The organism is Mycoplasmopsis felis (assembly GCF_034647055.2).
GTDB classification, from domain to species: Bacteria; Bacillota_I; Bacilli_A; order Mycoplasmatales; family Metamycoplasmataceae; genus Mycoplasmopsis; species Mycoplasmopsis felis.
Window position 1 is genome coordinate 862,166 of the sequence record NZ_CP141047.2, and the last position, 25,843, is coordinate 888,008.

At 24.5% G+C, this 25,843-nt stretch carries 23 protein-coding genes, 1 tRNA gene, 1 rRNA gene and 1 other RNA gene; 11 read left to right on the forward strand and 15 right to left on the reverse strand.

Going from position 1 to position 25,843, the window contains the following annotated elements:
* The first annotated feature begins 378 nt into the window (after positions 1-378).
* Positions 379-2,943, forward strand: coding sequence for a DNA topoisomerase IV subunit A (locus RRG59_RS03760; RefSeq protein WP_322902214.1), 2,565 nt, complete (start codon positions 379-381; stop codon positions 2,941-2,943).
* Between the two features lie 120 nt (positions 2,944-3,063).
* Positions 3,064-3,603, forward strand: a complete 540-nt coding sequence (locus tag RRG59_RS03765) for an NADPH-dependent FMN reductase (protein ID WP_322900402.1) — start codon at positions 3,064-3,066, stop codon at positions 3,601-3,603.
* 52 nt (positions 3,604-3,655) lie between these two features.
* Here RRG59_RS03765 and RRG59_RS03770 read toward each other — a convergent pair whose 3' ends face one another.
* Complete coding sequence (locus RRG59_RS03770; protein ID WP_322902215.1) at positions 3,656-4,426, reverse strand: hypothetical protein; 771 nt, start codon at positions 4,424-4,426, stop codon at positions 3,656-3,658.
* A gap of 383 nt (positions 4,427-4,809) precedes the next feature.
* On the opposite strand from RRG59_RS03770, the gene rrf reads away from it, so the two are divergent.
* Positions 4,810-4,915: ribosomal RNA gene (rrf, locus tag RRG59_RS03775) — 5S ribosomal RNA — on the forward strand.
* A 78-nt stretch (positions 4,916-4,993) separates the two neighbouring features.
* Positions 4,994-5,067, forward strand: a tRNA-Gly gene (locus RRG59_RS03780).
* A gap of 123 nt (positions 5,068-5,190) precedes the next feature.
* Here RRG59_RS03780 and gap read toward each other — a convergent pair.
* Positions 5,191-6,186 carry a type I glyceraldehyde-3-phosphate dehydrogenase gene (gene gap / locus RRG59_RS03785; protein WP_161553276.1) on the reverse strand — a complete coding sequence of 332 codons (996 nt, stop codon included), beginning with the start codon at positions 6,184-6,186 and terminating at the stop codon, positions 5,191-5,193.
* 188 nt (positions 6,187-6,374) lie between these two features.
* Here gap and RRG59_RS03790 point away from each other — a divergent pair, with 188 nt between their 5' ends.
* From RRG59_RS03790 to RRG59_RS03800, 3 genes are read left to right on the forward strand one after another with little or no spacing between them, the layout of a single operon-like run.
* Positions 6,375-7,181, forward strand: a complete 807-nt coding sequence (locus RRG59_RS03790; protein ID WP_322901215.1) for an energy-coupling factor transporter ATPase — start codon at positions 6,375-6,377, stop codon at positions 7,179-7,181.
* The gene (locus RRG59_RS03795) at positions 7,166-8,077 is read left to right on the forward strand and encodes an energy-coupling factor transporter ATPase (protein ID WP_036431084.1); all 912 of its coding nucleotides are present in this window, start codon (positions 7,166-7,168) and stop codon (positions 8,075-8,077) included. Before RRG59_RS03790 ends, RRG59_RS03795 begins: the two co-directional genes overlap by 16 nt.
* Entirely contained in the window at positions 8,077-9,120 is a 1,044-nt protein-coding gene (locus RRG59_RS03800; RefSeq protein WP_322902218.1) for an energy-coupling factor transporter transmembrane component T family protein, read from the forward strand. Before RRG59_RS03795 ends, RRG59_RS03800 begins: the two co-directional genes overlap by 1 nt.
* A gap of 70 nt (positions 9,121-9,190) precedes the next feature.
* On the opposite strand, the gene RRG59_RS03805 is transcribed toward RRG59_RS03800, so the two are convergent.
* From RRG59_RS03805 to RRG59_RS03825, 5 genes are all read right to left on the reverse strand, one after another.
* A complete protein-coding gene (locus tag RRG59_RS03805; RefSeq protein ID WP_322902220.1) occupies positions 9,191-10,324 on the reverse strand; it encodes a restriction endonuclease subunit S in 1,134 nt (377 codons plus the stop codon).
* A 145-nt stretch (positions 10,325-10,469) separates the two neighbouring features.
* Complete coding sequence (locus RRG59_RS03810) at positions 10,470-10,880, reverse strand: hypothetical protein (RefSeq protein WP_322902222.1); 411 nt, start codon at positions 10,878-10,880, stop codon at positions 10,470-10,472.
* Complete coding sequence (locus RRG59_RS03815) at positions 10,880-12,601, reverse strand: DUF262 domain-containing protein (protein WP_322902224.1); 1,722 nt, start codon at positions 12,599-12,601, stop codon at positions 10,880-10,882. Before RRG59_RS03815 ends, RRG59_RS03810 begins: the two co-directional genes overlap by 1 nt.
* A gap of 245 nt (positions 12,602-12,846) precedes the next feature.
* The gene (locus tag RRG59_RS03820; RefSeq protein ID WP_322902226.1) at positions 12,847-14,514 is read right to left on the reverse strand and encodes a PTS transporter subunit EIIC; all 1,668 of its coding nucleotides are present in this window, start codon (positions 14,512-14,514) and stop codon (positions 12,847-12,849) included.
* Entirely contained in the window at positions 14,514-14,723 is a 210-nt protein-coding gene (locus RRG59_RS03825) for a hypothetical protein (protein ID WP_161553284.1), read from the reverse strand. The genes RRG59_RS03820 and RRG59_RS03825 overlap by 1 nt, the downstream gene beginning before the upstream one ends.
* Before the next feature lie 290 nt (positions 14,724-15,013).
* Here RRG59_RS03825 and RRG59_RS03830 point away from each other — a divergent pair, with 290 nt between their 5' ends.
* Genes RRG59_RS03830 through nagB form a run of 3 tightly spaced genes read left to right on the forward strand, consistent with a single transcriptional unit; the run spans position 15,014 to position 17,705 of the window.
* Positions 15,014-15,865 (forward strand): N-acetylmuramic acid 6-phosphate etherase, encoded by an 852-nt coding sequence (locus RRG59_RS03830; protein ID WP_322902228.1) that lies wholly within the window; start codon positions 15,014-15,016, stop codon positions 15,863-15,865.
* Positions 15,865-16,974: an N-acetylglucosamine-6-phosphate deacetylase gene (locus tag RRG59_RS03835; protein WP_036430453.1), complete on the forward strand. Its 1,110-nt coding sequence runs from the start codon at positions 15,865-15,867 to the stop codon at positions 16,972-16,974. Before RRG59_RS03830 ends, RRG59_RS03835 begins: the two co-directional genes overlap by 1 nt.
* 8 nt (positions 16,975-16,982) lie before the next feature.
* Positions 16,983-17,705 carry a glucosamine-6-phosphate deaminase gene (gene nagB / locus RRG59_RS03840; protein ID WP_322902232.1) on the forward strand — a complete coding sequence of 241 codons (723 nt, stop codon included), beginning with the start codon at positions 16,983-16,985 and terminating at the stop codon, positions 17,703-17,705.
* 44 nt (positions 17,706-17,749) lie between these two features.
* On the opposite strand, the gene RRG59_RS03845 is transcribed toward nagB, so the two are convergent.
* From RRG59_RS03845 to rnpB, 3 genes are all read right to left on the reverse strand, one after another.
* Positions 17,750-20,137, reverse strand: coding sequence for a hypothetical protein (locus RRG59_RS03845; protein WP_322902234.1), 2,388 nt, complete (start codon positions 20,135-20,137; stop codon positions 17,750-17,752).
* 11 nt (positions 20,138-20,148) lie between these two features.
* Positions 20,149-21,954: a hypothetical protein gene (locus RRG59_RS03850; protein WP_322902236.1), complete on the reverse strand. Its 1,806-nt coding sequence runs from the start codon at positions 21,952-21,954 to the stop codon at positions 20,149-20,151.
* Positions 21,955-22,064: 110 nt separating this feature from the next.
* An RNA gene (rnpB, locus tag RRG59_RS03855) (RNase P RNA component class B) lies at positions 22,065-22,341 on the reverse strand.
* 101 nt (positions 22,342-22,442) lie between these two features.
* Between rnpB and rpsT the strand changes: the two genes are divergently transcribed.
* Positions 22,443-22,709: a 30S ribosomal protein S20 gene (gene rpsT / locus RRG59_RS03860; protein ID WP_036430450.1), complete on the forward strand. Its 267-nt coding sequence runs from the start codon at positions 22,443-22,445 to the stop codon at positions 22,707-22,709.
* Between the two features lie 9 nt (positions 22,710-22,718).
* Here the strand turns inward: rpsT and rsmI are convergent, their stop codons facing one another.
* From rsmI to RRG59_RS03885, 5 genes are read right to left on the reverse strand one after another with little or no spacing between them, the layout of a single operon-like run.
* Positions 22,719-23,435 carry a 16S rRNA (cytidine(1402)-2'-O)-methyltransferase gene (gene rsmI, locus RRG59_RS03865; RefSeq protein ID WP_322875486.1) on the reverse strand — a complete coding sequence of 239 codons (717 nt, stop codon included), beginning with the start codon at positions 23,433-23,435 and terminating at the stop codon, positions 22,719-22,721.
* The gene (locus tag RRG59_RS03870) at positions 23,428-24,300 is read right to left on the reverse strand and encodes a hypothetical protein (protein WP_322902238.1); all 873 of its coding nucleotides are present in this window, start codon (positions 24,298-24,300) and stop codon (positions 23,428-23,430) included. Before RRG59_RS03870 ends, rsmI begins: the two co-directional genes overlap by 8 nt.
* Entirely contained in the window at positions 24,301-24,951 is a 651-nt protein-coding gene (gene tmk / locus RRG59_RS03875; protein ID WP_322902240.1) for a dTMP kinase, read from the reverse strand.
* A gap of 9 nt (positions 24,952-24,960) precedes the next feature.
* The gene (locus tag RRG59_RS03880; protein ID WP_161553293.1) at positions 24,961-25,551 is read right to left on the reverse strand and encodes a recombination protein RecR; all 591 of its coding nucleotides are present in this window, start codon (positions 25,549-25,551) and stop codon (positions 24,961-24,963) included.
* Positions 25,552-25,842 (reverse strand): YbaB/EbfC family nucleoid-associated protein, encoded by a 291-nt coding sequence (locus RRG59_RS03885; RefSeq protein WP_322902242.1) that lies wholly within the window; start codon positions 25,840-25,842, stop codon positions 25,552-25,554. It abuts the gene before it with no gap.
* Position 25,843: the final 1 nt, after the last annotated feature.

Genomic DNA, 25,843 nt, shown 5'->3' on the forward strand with positions numbered 1-25,843 from the left:
TTTAGCAAAACTAAAAACAAGAAAATTTAATATAAATAATAAAAGTAAAAAAAATTTTAATTTATATAGTTAAACTTTTTTTCATTTCTTTTTGAATAGTATTTTTAGGAAATGATATTTTTTGAATGGTGTCAAAATATAATACCTACAACACACCAAGCACTCTATATTGATACCTTGTTTTAACTTTAATTAATTTAATTCAATTTAATATATTCTTTCTGTATTTATTATTTATTCAAAATAAAACATTTAACTTAAAAAAGTTAAAAAGAAAAACAAAATAAAATGATAACTACTATAAAATGTTTGAATATTCTATTTTTTAATTTTATGAGTTTATTATTATAATTAATATATTAATAATCAGGAGATTATATGGATAAAAATTTTGAAAATCAAAGAAAGATAGAAAAAATAATAAATGAATCATTAGATAAAATAATGTCAGAAAGATTTGGAAGGTATGCTAAATATGTAATTCAACAAAGAGCCCTCCCTGATATCAGAGATGGTCTAAAACCAGTTCAACGAAGAATTCTTTATTCTATGTATGACTTAGGTTTAGAATATGATAAACCATATAAAAAATCAGCAAGAGTAGTTGGTGATGTTATCGGTAAATATCATCCACATGGGGATAGTTCTGTTTATGAAGCAATGGTAAATTTAAGTCAATGATGAAAATCTAATATTCCTTTATTAGATATGCACGGTAATATTGGTTCAATAGATAATGATCCAGCAGCTGCTATGAGGTATACAGAAGTAAGAATGTCAAGAGTTTGTCAGTATATTCTTGGTGAGTTAAAGAAAAACACTGTAGTTTTTGTTCCAAACTTTGATGACAGTGAAAAAGAACCAACTGTATTACCTTCTATTTTTCCTACTTTATTAGTAAATGGTGCAATGGGTATTGCAGTTGGTATTGCAACTGACTTACCTCCGCACAACTTAGGTGAAATCATAGATGGAACTATTGCTAAAATAAAAAAACCTAATTTGAGTAATACTGAGTTAAATAAATATATTAAAGGTCCTGATTTTCCTACAGGCGGAATAATTAAAGGGACAAAAGGAATTATAGAAGCATTTGAATTTGGAAATAATTCAAAAGAAAGAATTCATTTATATAGCAAATGCTTTTTATATACTAAAGGTAATCAAAAATTTATTGAAATTACTGAAATACCCTATGGAATTAGTAAGTCATCTTTAGTATATGAAATTGACCTATTAATTAATGAAGGTAAATTAGATGGTGTTTTAGAAATAAAAGACCAATCAGATCGAAATGGTATCAAGATTGTGATAACAATGAATAATTCTGTAAATGAAAACAGTATATTATCATATTTATATCAAAAAACTAAATTAAAAATTACTTATTCATATAACAATACTGTTATAAAAAACAATCAACCTAAACTTTTGAATTTAAATCAAATGATTTCAAGTTATGTAGAACATGTGAGAGATATAAAAACTAAAACTATTATTTTTGATTTGGAAAAAAATAAATTACGTTTAGAAATAGTTTTAGGATTTATTAAGGTGTCTGAAATAACAGATGAAGTAATTAGAATTATTAGGCAATCAACAGAATCTAAATCGGGTGTTATTAGAGACTTAATGAAGCACTTTGATTTTAGTCAAATTCAATCAACTGCTATTGCTGAATTAAGATTATACCGTTTAAGCAAAACAGATAAAGAAGCATATTTAAAAGAAAAAGAAGAATTAGAAAAAGAAATCCAGAGATTAGAAGAATTATTAATCAATCCAAATAAATTTAATCAATATATTATTAATCAACTTGAGGAAATTAAAAAATTATTCTGCAGTCCAAGAAAAACACTAATTGAAGAAACTGAATTTGAATTTAATCATAAGGAAACAGATTTAATTAAAGAAGAAGAAGTTTATATTTCATTTACTAAAAATGGTTATATCAAAAGATTTAATGAAAAAACTTTTGAATCTAATAATTTAACTAACTATCATTTTAAAGAAGGTGATGAACTATTAGGTATAGCAAAAATGAATACTATGAATTACTTATTAGTGTTTACTTCTTTTGGTAATTATTCAATTATTCCAATTCATAAATTAACAGAAAATAAATGAAAAGATTTAGGTACATATTATAAAAACTTATATGATTTCAAAAGTGAAGAAAAAATCATTTCTTTTATCGAAATTAAGGATTTTAATAAAGATTTATTTATAGTAATTGGTACTAAAAATGGTTATTTTAAACGTATTAAATTAGCTGACTTATGAGTTCAAAGGTTAAATAAATCATATTCATTTATGCAATTAACAGATAATGATATTGTAATTGGTGTTTATTTGTCTAATAATCAAAATAATATTGTTATATTAACAGAACAAGGACTTATAACTAATTATTCAGAATTAGATATTAATTTATATGGAACTAAGGCAAAAGGAATCAAAGGAATATATTTATCGTTAAATGATAAAGTTAAATCATTTACAATTAATTCGAAAAATAAAGACCTTTTATTTATATGTGATAATAAACAAATAATTAAAGTAAAACAATCCAAAATACCCCAAATAACAAAGAATATTAAAGGTAAAAAAATAAATGAGTTAAAAGAATATAAAGTCATTTCTGATTTATATACTTTAAACAAAAATAATTCTTATTTCATATACAATAATGAAATTAATCTTAATAATAATTTATATGATTTAATTACAAAAGAAGAAAAATTACCATATACAAAAATAAAATCAATTTCATTCAATAAAATCCAAAAAGAATTTGAATTAAATCCATTAACTGATTTTGATGTAAAAACTATAAAAGAACATAATAAAACCTTTGAAGATGTGCAAGCTAATTTAAAAGAAAAAGAAGACAATATAGATGAATTATTAAAAAAACTTGACAAATTACTCGGTAAAAATTAAATAATTAGTTTTATTGAACTAATCATTTTTACTAAAAAATAAAAGAGATTGTTTTAAAATATAAAAAGAAAGTTTGGTTTATGAAAAATTAAATCAAATAAATATTCATAAAGGAGAAAAATGAAAAAAATATTATTTATTGTTGGTTCGCTAAGACAAAACTCATTTAATAAACAATTATCTGAATTTGTTGCTAAAGAACTAAAAGGAAAAGCAGAAGTGTCATATTTAGATTATAGTAAACTTCCATTAATGAATCAGGATATTGAAAGAGATGACTTACAAGTTATTCAAGAAATCAGAAAACAAATTAAAGAAGCAGATTTATTATGAGTATTTAGTCCTATTTATAACAAAAATATGCCAGGTGGTTTAAAAAACTTATTTGATTGATTAAGTAGATCTCTTGATAAAAACAACCCAAAAGGAGAATCTGCTATTCATAATAAAAAAGTCACTGTTTCTTCTGTTGGTGCTGGTGGATTTGATTATTTATTTAATAGTTTTACAGAATTATTAAAATTCATTAGAACAAATGTTGTTGGTGAATTTAGTGATATACCAATAAACCCAGAAGCTTGAAATACAGGAAATATAACTTTAAGTCCTGAAAGTATTCACAAAATAGAAAAACAAATTAGTGCAGTTTTAGAAAATTAAATATGAATAATATCTAAGGAAATAAATTAAAAAAAGATTAGTTGTTTATTAACTAATCTTTTTTAACTGTAATTTCATAATTTATTGTTTCTTCTGAAATAACAAGTTTTTCATCTGTTTTATCATTTGGATTTCTTCAGTAATAAACTAACTTAACAGGGATTGTTAAAACATTAGAAGAACTACTATATGTAGCAGATAAATTACCATTAGGCTTTGGTGATGAACCAATAACTTTTGATGGTTCTTTAACATTTGATAAAAATACATTTAATGTACTTAGTAAGTCCGATTTAACATCAAATATAAATTCCTTATCTGCTTTATATGTATCAGATAGTTGAAAGTTTTTATAATCAAAATTTAAGAACACAGTATTTGATTTTGCTAATTTGGTGTTTAGTTTACTTTTATATGATTCTTTAGAGAAATCAAATTTAACTAAATCATTACCATATGCTTTGACTAAAGCAAATTTAATTTGAACATCATCTGAATTCATAACTTCTTGTTTTAAGTTATTTAAGAATTCTTTTTTTAATTCATTTGTATTAGCGTTTTGAAATGCAGTTTTTAAATTTTGTTTTGTTGATTCATTTGTTAACAAATTAACAACAGATTCAAACGCAGAAATATTAAGTTCTGTTTGAATTGAAGTTGATAGTGTTGATGATTCAAGATTATTGTCTGCAGTTACTGTTCCAGATACTTCTACTGTTATTTTTGATTTTTCGGGTTCTGTTTGTTTGCAAGCAATACCAGATATAGGTAAAAGTGATGCAGAAACTATCATAAATAAATATTTAATTTTGTTTAATTTCATAAAAATTATTCCTTTTTTAAAGTTTAAATTCAATACTAAATAAATTTAGTATTGTTTCTAATGATACCATTAAATAAGTTAAAAGAAACTGTTTTTTTAAATTAATAAATTTATGTTTGAAGGATTTATTAATAAAAAGGATTATTTAATAATACTCAAAAACTAAAATATTAGATTTTAAACCAAAAAGTTTTATTAATTAATGAAAATATAGGTTCTAAATCAAATAGAAAACCTTTTAGCTGTATTAAATTATTTGAATCTAAAAAATAAATTTCTTGATTATTTAGAAATAATTTTCTTTATTAATTTCATTAATATTAATAATAATGAAAAAATATTTAAAAATTATTTTGAATTATTTAAATTTAGTGTATTATATTATCAGTGCCAATAGCAAGAGGGATCACCTGATACCATTCCGAACTCAGTAGTTAAGCCTCTTTACGCCGACGATAGCCTAAAGGTGAAAATAGGAAGGTGCTTTTTTTATTAAGTTAAATAAAAAAATAAAATATTTTGTTATTTTTTAAAAACTATGTTATAATAATAAAGCAAAAAGCAAGTGCGAGTATAGTTTAATGGCAGAACTTCAGCCTTCCAAGCTGACTATGAGGGTTCGATTCCCTTTACTCGCTCCATTTCATTTTATATGACCAAAAACAAGTAATTGCTTGTTTTTTATTTTTACTTTATTTCTCTGCTTTAATAATATAAGTGAATCAAAAAATACAATCATTACTGATTGTATTTTTAATTAATTATTATAAGTTTGCAAAGTAAACTACTGTTCTAACTAATTGAGAAACGTATGACATTTCATTGTCATATCATGAGAACAATTTATATAAGTTTCCATCTGCTGTTGGTTTAACAGAAGTTAAAGCAGAATCAAAGATAGAACCATATGTAGAGTTAATAATATCTGAAGAAACGATTTCTTCTGTTTCATATTTCATTGTTTCATTTGCTGCTTTTTGCATTGCTGCATTTAATTCTTCAACTGTTGGTTGTTTTTCTAAGAATACAGTTAAATCAACTAATGAACCTGTTAAAACTGGAACTCTAACTGCAACACCATCTAATTTTCCTGATGCTTGAGGAACAACTAGACCGATTGCTTTTGCTGCACCTGTTGATGTTGGAACCATATTTGAAGCTGCTGCACGTGCTCTACGTAAATCTTTATGTGGAGCATCTTGTAATCTTTGGTCTCCTGTGTAAGCATGAATTGTTGTCATGTATCCTGATTTTAAACCAAAATTATCAACCAATACTTTTACCATTGGAGCTAATGAGTTTGTTGTACATGAAGCTGCTGAAATTAAAACATCTTCTTTTGTTAAAACATCGTGGTTTACATTGTAAACGATTGTTTTAACATCTTTGTCTGATGGAGCAGAAACAACAACTTTTTTAGCACCTGCTTTTAAGTGTTTTTCAGCACCTTCTCTTTTTGTAAAGAATCCTGTTGATTCAACAACTAAGTCAATTCCTAATTGACCTCATGGTAAGTTTTCTGGATCTCTTTCTGCAAAAACTTTGATTTCTTTTCCATTTACTACAATAGCACCATCTTTTGCTGATACTTCTGCTTTTAATTGACCAAAAGCAGTATCGAATTTTAATAAATGAGCTAATGTTTTAGCATCTGTTAAGTCATTTACTGCTACAACTTCTAAATTTGAATTTGATTCAAATAATCTACGGAAGAATAATCTACCAATTCTTCCAAAACCATTTATTGCTACTTTTTTCATTTAATACCTTTCTGATTTAATATATATTATTTAATATAGCTTTTATATTATAAACTTTTTATTTTTTTAATAAATTATAATTTTTTTAATAATTACAAAACTTGGAAACATTTCTAATTTGAAATGTAATTCTTTATTATAAATTAAATGCAATTAAAATTCAATTTTTAATTTAAAATTATATTATTATGATTGAAGTTAAGAATATTGTTTTTAGTTATAAACCAGGAACACAAAAACCAGCTTTAAATAATGTGAGTTTTACAATAAAAAAAGGAGAATATGTTGCTATTTTAGGACATAATGGTAGTGGTAAAAGCACATTATCTAAGGTATTAGTTGGTTTATTGAAACCACAAGAAGGTTCTATTTTTATTGATAATATAGAATATCACAGAAGTACTTTATTAGAAATTAGAAAAAAAATAGGGATAATATTTCAAAATCCAGATAATCAATTTATCGGTTCATCAGTTGAAGATGATATAGCATTTGGTTTAGAAAACAGAAAAATACCTAGTCATTTAATGAAAGATATTATCTTGAAATGTGCAACTAGAGTAGGGATGGAAAAACACCTTGAAAGAGAACCTGAAAGTTTATCAGGAGGACAAAAACAAAGGGTTGCCATAGCTTCAATACTAGCATTAAATCCTGATGTTATTATATTTGATGAAGTTACATCAATGTTAGATCCAAAAGGTAAAAATGATATTCTTAATTTAATTAAAGAAATTAGAGATAATAGAGAAAAAACACTAATATCAATTACACATAATATGGATGAAGCAATACTTGCTGATAAATGTTTGGTATTTTCTAATGGACAATTAATTGCAGATGGTTCACCACAAGAAATTTTAAATAACAAAGAAATAATCGAATTAGCAAAAATAGATTCACCTTTTATATACAAATTAAGTGAAAATTTAAAAGGAATAAATCCAACATACAATGAACAGGAGTTAATTGATCAAATATGCAAATTAAAATAAATCATATCGGTCATATTTTTAATAGAAAAACACCTTGAGAATTTCATGGACTAAAAGATGTAAATTTAGAAATATCTGAAAATGAATATATAGGAATCATAGGTTCTACAGGTTCTGGTAAAACTACATTAATAGAACATTTAAATGTTCTATTAAATCCTACTTTTGGTTCAATCGAATGAATTTTCAATGCTGATATTTATAATAAGAAAACTAAAAAAATAGAGAATACTAATCTTCATATTACAAATGATTCTAAAAATTCTAAGAAGTTAAAGAATATTATTGATATAAGAAAAAAAATTGGGGTTGTCTTTCAATTTGCTGAATATCAATTGTTTAAAAATACAATAAGAGAAGATATTGCTTTTGGTCCTATTGCTTTTGGTATGGATAAAGAAAAAGCATATCAAAAAGCTTCTGAAGTAATTAAAATGGTTGGTTTAAGTGAAGAATATTTAGAAAGAAGTCCGTTTGAACTTTCAGGTGGTCAAAAAAGAAGAGTAGCAATAGCTGGTATTTTAGCTATGGACCCTGAAATAATGATTTTTGACGAACCAACTGCAGGTTTAGATCCTGTTGGTGTAAAAGAAGTGTTAGATATATTAACTAACTTACATAAAAATGGAAAAACTATCATTAATGTAACTCATGATTTAGATCATGTTCTCGAAAGAGCACAAAAAGTTATTATTCTCAAAGAAGGTTCTCTTGTTGCAAGTGGTAAACCTTATGAATTATTGAGTGATATTAATTTACTTGTTCAAAATCATTTACAACCACCTAAATTATTAGAATTTGTTGATAAATTAAGAAAACTTAATATTAATGTTCCTGAAGTTAAATCAATGCAAGAACTCATTGATTACTTAAATTCTTTAAAAGGAGGTAATTAATGAAAAGTATTTTTGGTCGTTTTATACCAGGTAAGGGTTTTTTATATAATTTTGATCCTAGATTAAAAGTATTATTAACTATTTTATATATCATCTTATTATTTTTATCAAGTAGTTTTATAGATTTACTTATCATCTTGTTTCCGTTAGTTATCTTATATATTATTTCTACTAAAAAAATTAGACCTTTAATTAAGTTATTAAAATTACCAATTTTTGTTTCTTTTGTTATATTAATAGTTAATTTATACATTGTAAATAGTCAAGTTATTTACAATGATAATTACCATAAAGAATTCTTTTGATCTTTTTATACTAATACTAATAAAGAATTAAAGGACGTTAATGGAAATCTATTAACGTGAAGTGAATTTTATGCAAATACTAATTACGATTTTTCATCCTTAGTTGAAAAATATGGAAATAATGCATATTTACAATACGGATTTTCTCTTAATTCTGTGAATAGGTCAATTAACTTATTCTTTAGAATTTATATAATGGTTTTAACTACATCATTATTAACAAATACTACGAGACCTATATTATTAAATAAAGCAATTGAAGATTTAATGTGACCATTAAAATTCCTATTTATTCCAACCCATATTATTGCAACAATTATTTCAATTGCTTTAAGATTTATACCTACCTTAGTAGATGAAGCTCAAAGAATAATGAAAGCACAATCATCACGTGGGGTTGATTTTAAACATGGTACACTTAAGAAAAAAATTATTGCATTTACTACCTTAATTATTCCTTTATTTGTTTCTTCTTTTCAAAAAGCTGATGATTTAGCTAATTCAATGGAAACCAGAGGGTATGATCCTTATGAAAAAAGAACTAAATATAGACAAATTAAACCTACTTGAAAAGATTTTATTGGATTGCTTATCTTTTTATCAATTGCTTCAATAATAATATTAAATACTATTTACTTTAGAAACATTGATAAGAATATTGAATATAGTTTAAATACATATTCTATAGGTTTATATAAACTTCCTGAAGTATTTTGAATTCTCAGGGTTGTAGGATAATTAAAAGACACAGAAAATGATTCTGTGTCTTTTTGATTATTTATAAGGCCACAATTATGTTATACAAATATTATACAAACATTTTTTGTAATAATGCTTCTTTAATTTGTTTGAGTTTGTTGAGTTTGGAATTGTAAAGATTGATTAGGGTATCAATCTTACTAAAGAAATCTCCGATTTTTTGTTGTTCAGAAAAATTTCTTGATATTAATATTATATTATCTTTTAACTGATTTGAATTCATACTTGGGATACCAGCTTGATTAAAAGAAAAATTAATTTGACTAACTGAAAGATTTAGAAAGTTAATATTCATGTTTTTATTATATGGTAATAGAGTTTTTAATCTTATTATAGGGGTGAAAAACATTTTTCTAACAACCGGGAAACCAATAGTACCAATTGAAGAAATTGTTATTGCTTCTGTGTTTATTGAATAATTGTCAGAAAAACCTCATATCGCATTAGCTTCTTGTCCATTTGAATATATAGGGTATTTATACATACCTACTGGATGTTTTGAGTTTTTATAGTTTTTAGGTGGTTCACCACCAGTAATAACTTTAAAAATATCATCCAATTTTTCCTCTTTTCACTCTCCTTCAAATCCTTTAAATCTTATTCTAGGTGTTTTTGAATTACCTTCCGGGAACATTTTTTGTAAGAGAGTTTCTTTAATTTGTTTGAGTTTATTGAGTTTAATTTCTTCTAGAGTTATTAGGTTGTCGATATGTTCTAAAAGTTTTCCGATTTTTTGTTGTTCAATTAATTCCTTTGGAAACATAATATCCATATCAGTTATTGTGTTCATTCTAATTGAATTAACTGTAGCAGTATATGACATTAATATAGCTCTTTTATAAAAGTTTTGAGAAAAATAATAATAAAAATACTTAGGTCATATATTTTGAAATTCATAAATAAGGTAACAACGTTGATGTAAATCAAATTTTCCATTAACATAGTGAAATATTTTTCCTATGTTACCATCTCCTACTGTAATAACACCTTCAACATCAAAAATATATTTATTACTTTTATAAATTTCTTCTGACCTTATATATAAGTTATATTGTCCTCATTTATTGTTATCAGATGTATTGCTTTTGCCATTTGTGACTTTGGCAATATATTCTAATCTCTCCTCTTTTCACTCTTCATCAAACCCTTTGAATCTAACTTTTGGAACTAAAACTTTTTTCATTATTACCTTTATTTATTTAATTATAACACCTTAAATTCCTTATAACTTGATTTATATAAAAGAGGTATAAATAATAACTTAATAATTAAAATCCAATCATTACACTTATTAATCAGGTGTAATTGATTGGATTAAATTCTTTATATTATTTTTCTAATTTATCTAATTCTGCTTGTTTATCTTTTATTGATTTTTTCAATTCTAAAATTCTTTCTTTTTTTGTTTTTCCAGATCCAGAAATCATTCCGACTATTATTCCTATTACTATTAAAATTGGTATTAATGGTATTGAAAAAATGATTAGAAAGGTTCATAAGTATCAACTTTCTTCTTCCTTACGAAGAATAATAGTAAATATCAATAACATAAAAAATATATCTATACACAATACTATTAAAGCAGCATATAAATAGTTTATTCATTTAATATCATTATTAATTAAGAAACTTGATTCAATTAAACCGACCGATCTTAGTCATATATCTGTTGCTATTAAATAATATAATACAGTCCAAATGATTAATAAAATAATTGTAAATATTTTTGTTTTTCTCATTAGTTATCACCTTTATTTATATCTAATTTACTTGTTAATTCATTATAGATAAATTCTGAAATAATTTTACTTCTGTCTTTGACATTTTCTATATATCAACTATTTAGGGTATTATTTTCTTGCATAAAATCATGTACAATTCCTATTTCAGATTTCTTATAATAATTAAACTTAAATTGAAGTATATTATCACTTGATAAGACATTTATCTTTTTTTCTAATGGTAACTTATTACCTATCATTTCAATAATCTTTTTATCTATATGATTCTCTTTTGTTCATCTTTGAGGAATTATATGTTCTATTTCTCAATCCTGAGGTAATAGTTTATTCTGTTTATTTGAACTGTATCCAATTAGTTTTAGAATAATTCTTGTTATATTATTTGGTGTATTAATTATTTTTTCTTTAATTTGATCATCAGTTATAGAAATTTCAATATCTATATTAGGTAGTTGTTGATTTTTAATATCTTTATTTAACTTTAACACATTACTTTTTATTGCATTTGATGTGGGAATTTCAATATATTTAAGTAATAATTTTCTTGATAAATTCTTAAGAAAAATACTAAAATTTCTTATAAAATCAGTATCTTTAAAATGATACATATAATAACAAACTACTGGATATTTTCAAAACTCATTTGGATAAGAACTAATGATGTCTAATTCCTTTAAGACATCAAAGTTTTCTGTTCATTCTTGTCCTTGAATTTTATTTCTTTTATTAATAACAGAAAAAAAGTCATTAATTTGTTTTAACTCACTTTGCATTTTATTGAAGTGTGTTTTGTTATTTTTAAGTAAAGGCATAAAATATCTTCTCAAACCTGGTGTTCTTATACTTATATCATCGTTTTGAGATCTTAAATAAAACATATAATAAGTTAGAATTCTTTCAAATGTTTCATTGTTTTCTTCTATTTCTGTAGATAATTCTTTTCAATTATTTATAAATTCTTCTTTTTCTTGCTCAGAATTAATTAAATTATAAATAGTAGATTTAAAAATATCAGAATCTGATAATTGTAATCCTCTATTATTTATTGTTTGAAAAACAGTTAGAGCAGTATCTAAATTATCTATTTCTATTTTTAAAATATTGACTTCTTCTAATATATAATAATAAAAATCTATTAATCCTGTTTGATTATTTTTAGAAGTATCTTGAATTAGTTTTATAAAAACATTGTAATTATTACAATAAATATTACCCTTTTCTGAACAAGTGCCTTGTTCAGATATTTCATTCAAGATATCAATTTTTTTATTATCTATACCTCTGATTTCTATTTTAAAAGAGGATTTATCATATATAGTTGACCTGCTTTGTTTGGTTCATAATATTCTTTTAAGTTTTTCTTTAAGATTTTTAACTTCTTCTGTTTCATATAACTTAGTTTCTGGACTATCTAATAAAAAATAAATAGATCTAAATAAAAGTAAAAGTGTTGTAATTCTTTGTTGACCATCTACTACTTCCAATTGACCTATATTGTTTTTAAAAACAATAGTATTTCCTATGAAATAACCGAGATTATCTTTGTTTTTAACATCATTTTCATAAGCTTCTCATAAATCTGTAAAAAAGGTTGTTATATTTTCTAAATTCCATGAATAAGGTCTTTGATATTCAGGTATTAGAAATTTTGATTCTTCTTCTAAAGATTCGAAGAATTTTAAAATAGAAAAACTGTGTGCTTTAATTTTGTTTTCCATAGTTTTTACCTCTAAATTATGATAATCAAAAAAAAAAAAAAAAAAGAAAATTATTAAAAATTTATGTTTAAAAGATTAAAGTAAGCCTTAATTTTCAAGTTTTTTTCATATTTTAAAAAAAGGAGTGAAAAGTTGTAAAAATTTCTTGGTTAAATCTGGAATATACAATTAATTAATCTAATAAAATTTTAATAATATGAAACGTTTGAATCAAAAAAAATCTACTTGATAGTAGATTTTTGTCATTAAACTAAATCAGAACCTTTGTTGGAAACTATTTGATTATTTATAGATTCTGCTTCTACACCGATTATTGCTTGATATGAAGTATCAGATACTTTTACAACACCAAATACACCTGCTTTTTTAAGTTCTTCTTCATTTACTTTAGAACCATCTTTAACAATGTATCTTAGTCTTGTTGAACAGTTATTAAATTCTACAATATTATCTCAACCACCAAATCCTGCAACAATTTGTCTTGCTTTATTTGAAAATCCAGAATTTAATACTTCTTCTGAAATGAAAGAATTCTTTTCTTCTTCAGATAAAATAATTCCATTTTTTCTTCCTGGAGTAGATAAATCAAAATATTTAATAATGAAACTTCCTGCAAAGAAATAAGCAACACCACAAACAAGACCAACTACTATAATTCAACCTGGATTTGCAAATACTCTTGCAGCACCTGTAATTCCTGATTCATTAATAATTCTTAATGATTTAGGAATTGATAAAATAAAGTCCATAAATCCTGCAGAAAATCCGAATCCTAATTGAATTCCCATTACACCGGTTATAAATGCAAATATACCTGTAAGAATAGTATGAACAATAAATAAAAGAGGAGAAATATATAAGAAAGCAAATTCAATAGGTTCAGTAATTCCTGTTAAGAAACTAATTAAGGCAGCTGAACCAAATAAGGAAATAACTTTTATTCTTTGTTCTTTAGATTCAGATTTATATATAAATGCACCAACTAATGCTGGTAATCCAAACATCATCATTGGAAAGAAACCTGATTGGAAAATTCCACCTGGGTTATTTTTAGCAACTCCATTTAAGAAAATAAATATATCACCATTAACTGATTCACCTTCTTTAATTTCACTTGGTCATGTACCAAGTTGGAATCAGAAAATATTATTTGGGATATGGTGTAAACCAAAAGGAATTAATAAACGATTAATAAATCCATAACCACCCATAATTCCTGCTCTTGTAAATCTTGCTGATAACGAAATTTGTCCTTCTTGTGCAGCAACTGCACTAGACATTGATTCAGAAATTTTAAAGATTACAAAAGCTATTCAGGGGAAAATAAATGCTCAAAAAATTGTAAATAAAACTGTTACAATAATTGATAAAGCAGGAATTAATCTTTTTCCTGAGAAAAATCCTAATACTTTAGGTAACTCCACATTTGTTGTTCTGTTATAAACATATGCAATAAATGAACCAATTATCATTCCATTTAAAACATTTGATCCAAAAACTGAATTAAATTTTGAACCAAATAAGGTTGAAAAACCTTGAACACCATTACCTAAATTTACTTTAGCATATAAAATATCAACTAAAGTTGGTAATAAACTTGACATTATAATAATCGAGATAAATCCAGCAAATGCTGCTTCTCCTCGCTTATCTTTTGTAAAAGCAAAAGAAACACCAATGGCAAATAAAATATGTAAATTATCAAAAATTGCTCCACCTGTTTTTAAAAACAAGGCATTCACAAATTTTGCAAAAGCTGTTTCAGTTGGTATTTCTGCTCCTATTCTCAATAAAATAGCAGCAACTGGTAAAACAGCTATTGGAAACATTAATGCAGCGCCTATTCTGCTTAATTTTTCCATCATTTTCTTCATGAAGGTAAGATTGTTTGATTTTTTTGCTATAGTTTGCATTATTTTTTACCTCCTGATTTAGAAATTGAATTCATTTTTGCTTTCTTAATCACAAAACCATGAATAACAACTGTAGCTATAATTGCACCAAAAAATACTAATAAGAAAAAGAAGGAGAAAATACTAATAATATTTGAGTGTGCAACTTTTGTTAGATTTTGTCCATCAACTTTTAAACCACCTAATAATCCAACTAATATCACAAGCATTACTGAAAATAAAAATCATAATGCAATGTAAATATATTGAGACCAATGTAGTTTAGAAATTAAGTTTTTGAAAAAAATATTAATTTTGTTCATTATAAAACACCACACCTTTCTTGTGCGTTTTCCACACATAATAAATGTTAAACTAATAATAGAAAAAAATACATATATGCAAAAAAGTTCTACTAAAAAACTAAAAATGTTATTTTAATTTAAAAATATGCAATATTTTTGCATATTTTATTGTTTAAGTTAGTTAATAATAAAATTAGTTTATTCAAGGAGGTATAATGCAAAATAAGAAATTAGACACTTTGTCTGACTCTGAATTAATTAATATCTTTGACCATTCACTGATTGATGTAGATCTTGCTTATAAAAATATGAGTAGCGAAATTATCAATGTAGTAAATAAATGCGTTGATTCAATAAAAAAAGGTGGAAGAATATTTTATGTAGGTGCTGGAAGCAGTGGAAGAATAGGGATGGTTGATGCACTTGATATTCTTCCTACTTTTGGGGAAGATAATTGATTTAAATATAGTATGGCAGGTGGAGACCAAGCTATATTAAAATCACTAGAAGGATATGAAGATGATTTTGATTTAGGGATGGTTGATGCACAAAATAATAAGATCAACGAAAATGATTTAATTATTGGATTATCTGCTTCTGGTAATACAAAATATGTGAATGGTTTTTTTGTTTATGCTAAACAAAAAAACGCTAAAACAGCTTTATTAACAAATCAAACTGATGGTACTTGTTTTGAAAATACAGATATTATTTTATATGGAAACACAGGAAGTGAAATAATTGATGGTTCTACTAGATTAAAAGCTGGTACTTTACAAAAAATTGTCTTAAACACAATTTCTAGCATGACAGCAATTAAATTAGGTAAAGTTTATAACAATTATATGATTGATTTAACTCCAATTAATGAAAAATTAGTTAAAAGAAGTATTCAAATTTTATCTGAAATAACAAAGTTAAATTATAATGATGCTTTAAATTTATATAATGAAGGAAATCAAAATATTAAACTTAGTGCTGTTATGTATTTAAAAAAAGTTGACAAAATAACAGCACAAAAGTTACTAAAAAAGTATAATTATAATCTAAGGGAATTAATTGAATAATGAATATTATTAAAAATGTCAAAATTATAAATTATAATGAAATTATAGAATGTGCAGATATATACATCCAAGATGATAAAATAACCCAGATAATAAGAAATAACAATAAAGCAAATGCTATTGCTGTGCCTGGTTTTATTGATACTCATATCCATGGTTTTAAAGGATATGATGTGATGGAAGGAACTAAAGCAGTTAAAAATATTTCAAAATATCTAGCTAAACATGGAACAACATCTTTTATGCCAACTGCAATGACAAATAACTGAAAAGTAATCCTTAAATCATTGAGAGAAATAGCAAATAATGAGGTTTGAGTTTCAAAAAATTTAGGTATTCATATTGAAGGACCTTTTATAGGATTAAGTAAAAAAGGCGCTCACAAACCTGAATATTTACAAAAATCTAATGCCCAAAAAATAAATACTTTATATAGTGCTAGTTTAAAACAACTTAAAAAAATTTCTTTTGATCCTTTGATGGTTAATATACAAACATTTAAATATCTACAAAATAAATTAAATATTATTGGATCAATAGGACATACAAATGCTAGTTTAAAAGTATGTGATAAATTTTTTGAAAATGGTTGTTTTTCTGTTTGTCATTTATGAAATGCTATGAGCGGAATAGATTCAAGAAACCCAGGATTATTACAAAGTTCATTTTTAAATAATAATAGTTATGCTGAATTGATTATTGATTTATTGCATGTTTCAAAAGAATCATTGGAACTAACTTTTTTAAATAAAGGTTATGACAAAATAATAGCTATATCAGATGCAATAAAACCCGCCTACACAAAAAATGGAGACAGTATATCTGGAGATATCCCTGTAACTAAAAACAAACTAAAAATTGTTCTAAAAGGAACTAATACAATAGCTGGTTCAGGAATAACTATTCATGATGCATTTAAAAACTTAATTAAAATAGGTGTATCAATGCAAAATGCAGTGAAATTAACTTCATATAATTCTGCTAAGTACTTAAAACTAGAAAATGAAATAGGAGTTATTAGTCCAAATTACTTTGCTGATATAGTTCTTTTGGATACTAAAAATCTTAAAATTAAAAATGTTTATATTAATGGTAATTTAATAAGATAGGATAAATTATGAATATAATAATAAAAGATAATGATGGTTTATTAGCAGATTTTGCAGCTGATTTAATAACTAGTCAAATACAGAAAAATCCAAGCATTAAAATTTGCTTTGCTACAGGTAATTCACCAATTAAAACTTATAAAAAGTTAATTCAAAAATATCAAAAAAATCAAATTTCTTTTGAAAATGTAGTATCTTTTAATTTAGATGAATACGTTGGTATACAACCTAAAAACCCTTGTTCATATCACTACTTTATGGATCAAAACTTATTTAATCATATTAATATTAAAAGAGAGAATATTCATTTACCAAACGGAATAGGTAATATACAACAAAATGCACAAAATTATGAAAACCTAATCAAAGAAAAAGGCGGAATAGATTTAATGATTTTAGGTATTGGTACAAATGGTCATATAGCATTTAATGAACCTGGTTCTTTATTAACCGATAGAACTAAAGAAGTTAGTTTAACCGAAAGTACTATACAGTCAAACAAAATTTATTTTAATAGTATTAATGATGTTCCTAAAACTGCTATTTCTATGGGTGTGGGAACTATTTTAGAAGCTAAGAAAATTATTTTATTAGCAAATGGTTCTTCTAAAGCGCAAGCAATATATGATGCTATTAAAGGAACTATAACTTCTAATGTACCTGCTAGTTTTTTACAAACTCATTCAGATGTTACATTTATATTAGACAAAGAGGCAGCAAAATTAATTTAAAACTTGGTTGTATAAACCAAGTTTTAAATTTTATTATAAAGATTCTACAATTCTATTAACTCAAATTTGTTTGGATTTTCTTTTATTTTTTCTTCAAGTTTTTTCTTAAATGAATTTGGATTATTATTTGTTTCATATCCAAAATAATCATAATCTAATGAAGATAATAAACCAAAACCATATTCATCATCACCTAAGTTTTGCATAAATAAAGCAACCATATTAAAATCTTCATCATATACAACACTACCTGAACCACCAGATATTAAATCATATTTAATACCAAAACCTTCCTTATCTTTTATAAAGAATGATCTGAAGTTTCCATATGTGGCAAATTCTCTTGCTTGATCACTTGGTCTAATATCTTCTAGTTTATTAATTATGTGTTCTCTATATCTTCTTCCAGAAAAACCTGCATGTGGGTCTTGAGGGAAACTTGAAAGATAAAACTTGACATAATTATCTTTTTCTAGATATTTAGTTTTTTTGCTTAATTTAAGAGGTTCTAAGTTATTTCAATTTTGGAAGTAATTAATAATTTTTGTATTATTTTCTGCAATTGCTTTGTCTAAAATTGGTTTAATATCAATTATATTAATTGATATATCAGCATCTTTAAAATTACGATTATTATCAATTGTTCCATTTCTTCTAGTTTGATCTTTTGCTTGTCAGAAGTTAAATTCAAATCAATTTTTCTGAACATCTACAGAAATATCACTTGCACTATTTCTTATTTTTTCATCTGAAAAATCTGGGATTAAAACTTTATTTAAGACTCTTGGATCATTTCATCTTGTTTCTAAGATATCAGAAACGTGTCTATTTGTAATGAAATAATATAAGGTACTATTTGGATCACTTGGCTTTACTTTTGACACCATTGTTGATGTTCCTCCACCAACAACAAAAACTCTTTGTCTGATTTTATCAAAAAAACTATTTGTATCTTTTGGTAAAACTCTTAAACCACTATATGCTTTTAAATTATTTTCATCTGAGTAAAAATTTTGATTAGTTGTTAATTTAGCATGAGAATCATTAATGAAAGGTTTTGAACTAATTGTGAATAGTTCATTATTTTCCTCTTTGGTTAGGTATGAAATTTCTGTTGTAATACCAAATTTTGAAAACACATCTTTAGTTTGATTGTCTGCAAAATCAAATGAAAATTCTTTATTTTCGTTATTTGTAAATTCAACTTTAATTTGACTATCTATAATAGTTGCACTAAATGAATAATTAGAATTTTCTATTCTTTCAGTAAGTGTTTTATTTGCTGAATTTAATAAACTTTCTAAATCAATATCAACAAATATTGGTGTTTTTGCTATACCACTTAAAAAGAATGTTGTTGGTTTTTGTTTTTCTAAAGTAAATCTAATTTTTCTTTTTGAAAAATCTTTATTTAAAAAATTAGTTAAATTCTTTTGTCAAACTAGTTTATTTTCTTTGATCGTTAATTCATCATCCTGAACAAGCGATGGGAATATTGAATGATTATAAGAATATAAATTATCATTTTCTTTTAATCTTACTATTAAGTCAGGGATATAAGAATAAAAATCAGGTTGTTCTTCTTGTGTGCTATAAATATTGAATCACCTTGGAATATCAGGTGTCTCTGCACCTTGACCTATAATGTATTGCAAGACTTTCTTCATTTCATTTCTAAAGTAGTTTTCAATTAAATTATCATTATGCGTATTTTTTTCTAATACTATTTCCTTAGGGAATTCTGTGTGATCGAAAACTGTTTTAGGATTTGAAATATTTCCTGGGTTTGTAATAGGGGTATTTACATCAAGTTTATTTAATTTTGGTAATACAAAATCCATTTCTTGATGTTTTCTATCTGGAGTATTTTCTGGAAGATTTGGTTCAGATGAACCTGGATTATGACCTGGTTTAGGTTCTGGTTTCGGTAGAGGTTGATTGCCACCTGCATCTATGTCACCTGACCCTCGATTTTCAGTGGGATTTTCTATTGGTTTTTCTGGTTCAGAAGGCACATTATTTATTTTATTTTCGAGTATAAATTCATAATTCAGGTCTGTTATGTTAAATCCATCAATAATTAAAGAAATTAACTTATATTTAGTGTTAGTTTTTAAATTATTTAACACAAAGATAATTCCATTAGATAAAGTTACATTATTTAGTTCTACATTCTGGATAATAGAATCGTTTTCTTTTTGGTAACCAAGTTCTACTTTTTGAACTGTTTTTTTTGAAAACTTACTAAAAGAAATCGATAAATTAATTGAATTATCATTTTGTTGTTTTTTTATTTGACTAATAACAAAATTAGTTTCTTTAGTTTCATTGTCATTCATTCCATTTTTTTTGCATGATATTATTGTCAAAGGTAAAGCAACAAGTGACATAGAACCTAATAATAAATATAATTTTTTAGTTGTTTTTCTCATAATTTTTCTCCTTATCTTTTTATGGTTGAAAAATAATAAGTATCTAATAGTGATTGTAATTTATCATTAACACCAGAAAGATTTTTATGATTAATTGTTTTCTTTTTATCTGTTATTTCATAAATATCAATAGCTTTTAAATCGTATGTATTATCATCATTTATAAAATAGTTTCTTCTAACTATACTATAATCAACTATATTAGCAGGAGTATAATTAATAAAATCAAAATTTACTAAATTTGGATAATCTTCATTTAATCTTTTTTCAAATGGTTCGTTTGCAAAATCTATATGTGAAAGTAAAAATGAAGTTTTTGCTTTTAATTCTTCTATATTATCTAAAGATATGTTCAAAATATTACTAAATACCAATTTAAGTTTATCATTAGTTAAAATTTCATCTTCTGTGAATTGTCTAAATAAATTTAAATCATCATCGTTTAAAGTCTCACTAATTGTTTTTTCATATAATTTTAATAATTTAGATTTAAATTCATTAAATTCAAGAACTCCATCAGAAAAATCATTAACAAATTCTTTAACTATTTTTTCTCTTAAAACATCTATTAAATACTCATCATATATTTTTAATAATGTGTGTTTTATATTTTTATTATTATATAAATAACCTAAGTTTTTAAAAATAGATTCAGTTAAATCATTATATAAAATATCTGTTGTAGATTCAGAAATCTCATTTGCTATAACCAAACCATCTACTAATAAAATATTCTCATTAAATTTAATTACCTCAACACTTCCATCAGGTAATTCAATAGTTTCATTTGTTTGTGGATCTTTAATGTTAAAACCATTTCCTTCTGAATAATAAGCATCTAATGCATCACCATTATACATTATAGCTACATTCACATCAACTCTATTAGGATCTAACAATGATGCTATTATTCCTTGACCATCACCATTAAATGATATATTTCTACTTTTTGTTAAATCTGATTGAGTTGATTCATTTATTAGTTTAACAAAACTATTAATGTGTTGTTGAAAGTTATTGTCAGTAACAACTCCTGTATGGTTTTCTGGATTATATTCATTATTTAAGTTAAATGATGAACCATATAGCATGTTAACTCTAACAGCATCTGTTATAACTAAATTTTTATAATCAAATTCTTTTACTACACTTAAAATATTGTATAAGGAATTATCTTTTAAGTATTTTTTGAATTCATCATTTTGACTTTGTGAAGTTAAACGCTTTTTATTTTCTATTAAATCTTGTTCTGTAATAACCTTCTTATAATTTTGACCTGTTTTGTTTCATGTATTATAAGCTACAACACCATCTTGAGCATAATAAGGAACAAAATATTCTCATAAATGTTTGATAGTTCCATCTTCTTCATAACCTAAATGACCATCATAACTTTCTAGATGTTTAAATACTATTGGAGTGTATATCCTAGATAATATATTTTTTAATTCTTCTTTTGATTTTATTTCTTTATCAATTTTTAATAATTTTTTAAAATCAATTTTTCTTATCAAGTTTTTTTGTATTAAACTTGCTGCTTGAAAATCACTTCCTATACCACCAACTGCTTTATTATTATTTAAAGCAATAGTAAATTCATTAATTTCATTGAATGTTTTATATTCAAAATTTTTATTCAGTATATCTTCATTTGATGGTGCTATATAAGACTTATAATTAAAAAAAGCCGGTCTAAAGTTATTGTTTATTTTTAATGAAACAATAATTATTGAAAAAATAAAAATTATTGTTGAAATAATTAATACAGTGATTTTTTTAATATTTTTTAATGTAAAGAAATTTTTCAATTTTTCCATTTTTCCCTTGTATTCGAATTTATAAATAAATCTACAAAATCTTATATTTTAATTATTATAACATTATATTATAAAAAATAAAAAATACTATTCATTAGAATAGTATTTATATCATAAGCCGTGTTCTGTTCCTAAAATAGGTGCTGATAATTTATCTAACATTGAAAATGTTCCAAAACTTAATTCATTTCTCGCGTTTTGGTTCCCCTACCAAATTTGGGTTTCTAGCTTGTGGAGTTTACCGCGTTTCACTTTACTCGTCTCTGTGGCACTAGTCGTCTAAGCTTAAACTTATTAGGTTTAACACAAACACTACCAACATCTCAGTTGGTGCTAGCACGGACTTTCCTCTACATTAAATTAATAACATAGCTATCAGCTGATATGATTAAATTATATTCAATAATTAAAAATTATAAATAATTTATTTTTCTAAAAAAAATATTATAATATAAAAGATTTTTCAACATAGAAAAAGGGAGGTTAATATGGCTAATATTAAATCTAAAATTAAAAGTATAGCAAAAATGGAAGCTGCACGTGTAAAAAATTCAGCAATGAAATCTCGTGTAAAAACTGCTATTCGCAAAGCTAGAGAAGCGGTTTTAGCAAAAGATGAAAAAGCACAAGTATTAGTTGCTCAAGCTCATAAAGTTATTGCTAAAGCAGTTTCAAAAGGAGTTTTCCATACAAACAAAGGTGCTAGAAAACACTCACGTTTAGATCAATTTGTTAACAAAGCTAAACAAGATTAAGAAAAAGACCTATTCAGGTCTTTTGTTTTTTTCATATTTATTAATTTTAACATGTTTGATTTTTGGGATATTTAAAACTAAAGTATACTCACCCTTAATACTATTTGAATCCAATTCTTTTATAATACTTTCTGGGGTTCCAAAATATCATTTTTCATATAATTTAGTTAATTCTTTAGCTAGACATAGTTTAACATTATTCCCAAATACTTCATAAATATCATTTAGTGTATTAATTAATTTATGAGGTGATACAAAATAAATATAAGTACCTATTGTTAGACTTGATAATTCATTTTTTCTTTGAATTGTTTTATCCTTCATAAAACCCAAAAATGAAAAAGTATTTGAAAAACCTGAACCAGTAAATGCCATTGTAGATGCAGAAACGCCTGGTATAACTTCAATATCAATATTATTTTCTTTAGCTAAATTTAAAATATCAAAACCTGGATCTGAAATTAATGGCATTCCTGCATCAGAAACTAGTGCAACAGTTTGTCCTTCTAAAAGATATTTTAAAATAATGTTACTTGTTTTTTTCTCTGTTTGCACATTATTTGTTATTAATTTCTTGTTTTTAATATCATACTTATCTAATAATTTATATGTAACTCTAGTATCTTCGCAAGCAATTATATTAACAGTACTTAAAGTTTCTAAAGCTCTTAATGTTATATCTTTTAAATTACCTATTGGAGTACCAACTATATATAACTTACTCATACATCTCCGTAAATTTTATTAATCAACTTGTTTTTTGTATTTGAAAATCTAAATTATAGTTTGAAATTTTGTCAAAAAAATCATAAAGCAATTCACAAAACTTTTGATAATGGTTCATTGATTTATCATTGTGTAAAATTATTTTTAGCTCTTGCATTTCTTTTATTTGGCTAAAAAATACATTAGAAACGTTAGATAAATAAATTAATGTTAATAATAAAAAATCATCTTTTTTATTTATGTTTGTCTTAATATAATAAGTTAATTCTATACAAGAATTTAGGTTTAATTTTTGGAAGTGATTTATAAATAGTTCTGAAAATTTGTTGAATATTTTTTCATTTGTTCTTAATATATCTTCTGGAACATCTTTTTGTTTAGTTATTGAATAATGAATATTAGTTCAATTATTGTTTGTTTCTTTTTTTGTATTAATGTTAATAACTTGTGCTCTTGAAATTATTGTAGGTAGAATCTTGTTTACTTTTTGAGTTGTACTAACAATCAATATATTTGGACTTGGTTCTTCTATAAATTTTAAAAAACTATTTAAAGTATTCGCTGTTGCATTTTCTATATTTTTGATAATAATTAAAACTAAATTACTATTTGATAACATTATAGAATTATAAAAAGATGTTTCGACTTCTTCTTTTTTAATTACTTTAGATGTTCCGTCTATTAAAATAATATTTGAACTAATGTTATTCAACTCAGTGTTATTGTCTAATTTTTTATCATATAATATATTGATTAAACTTAATAAAAAGTCATCTTCATTTTTTTCTTTAAAATTAAAGATATAAAAATGCGATAACTTTTTATTATTTTTTAATTCTTTTATTTTTTCTAATACTTGTTGCATTTATTTATATTGCTCTATAAATTTGATAAATTTTGGATTTTTATATAACTTAGACACAACTTCAGCGCACACAACTGCAGCACTTTGAGAACCATCTACAATTAAAAAGCGTTCTGGGTCTTCTTTAATTAACCGTTTATAACCATCATATACTTTGTGATGAAAATCCATTTTTTCTAGTTCTAAACGGTCTTCCACTAAACGAGTTTTATCTCTTCTTTCTTTGCTTTTTTCTGGTGTAATATCAAAGAAAATTGTAATATCTGGAATTGCATTATCAATAATTAAATTAGTTAATGTTTTAACAAAATCATAACCCAATCCTCTAGCAAAACCTTGATATGCATAAAAACTATCAATATATCTATCACATAAGACCATTTTATTTTCTTTAAGTGATGGTCAAATAACTTTTTCTAAGTGTATTCTTCGACTTGTAGAATATAACATAGCTTCTGCAACTGGTGATAAGTCACTTGATTTATCCAAGATTATCTCTCTTATTCTTTCAGCTTCTTTTAAATTTTTCCCACCTGGTTCTCTTGTTGCAATATATGGAATATTAGGCAGATTGTTTTTTAAATAATTGATAAATTCATTTAGGATTGTAGTTTTACCACTTCCATCTAGACCCTCAAATGTTATAAACATAAATGCTCCTTAATCTGTTTGTCTATTCTTTATAGACATTTTCAAAGTTGTTTCATCTATATAATCAACTGAAGCGCCAAGTGGTACCCCAATTGCTAAATGAGAAACTTTAATACTGTTTGTTTTCAGTATATCTTTTAAGATATTATTAAGAATTTCACCTTCTAGTGTTGGAGAAATTCCTAGAATAACTTCATCAAATTCCTTTGAATATTTAACAAAGTCATTAATATAATCTAAATTATTTTGGTAATCAGTATTAGATTTAATCTTTTTTTCAAAAATAAAATACTTACCATTGAAAATATTTGACTTTTCTATTTTATTTAAAATAGTTAAATTTTCTAACACTAATAAAACATTTTTCCTTGATTTATCATTACATATTTCACAATTGTTATTCTTATCTAGAAAAAATGAACACTTTGTACAGAATTTAGTTTCTTCTTTTATTCTTTGAATTTCATTAAATAATAAGTTCAATGTTAGAGAATCTTTTTCAAAGACTCAATACATAAATTTTTCTGCTGATTTTTTTGAAAAACCAGGTATTTTCGATATTTTTAATAATAATTCGGTTATTTCTTGTGATTTAAACATCTAGAAAGGGAACCCACCTGGCATATCTTTTGCTGCTATTTCATTTTGTGCTTCTTTTATATTATCTATTAATTCATTAAATGAAACAACTATTAAGTCTTCTAATAATTCAATGTCATCTGGGTCTACTAATGCTTCATCTATTGTTATTTTTTGAATAGACATATCACCTTTTGCAGAAATTGTAATACCTTGTTTTTCAACAACAAATTCTTTATCATTTAATTCATTTTGTTTTTTTTCCATTTCTTGTTGCATATTTTTTAATCTTTTAATTAATTCTGGATTCATA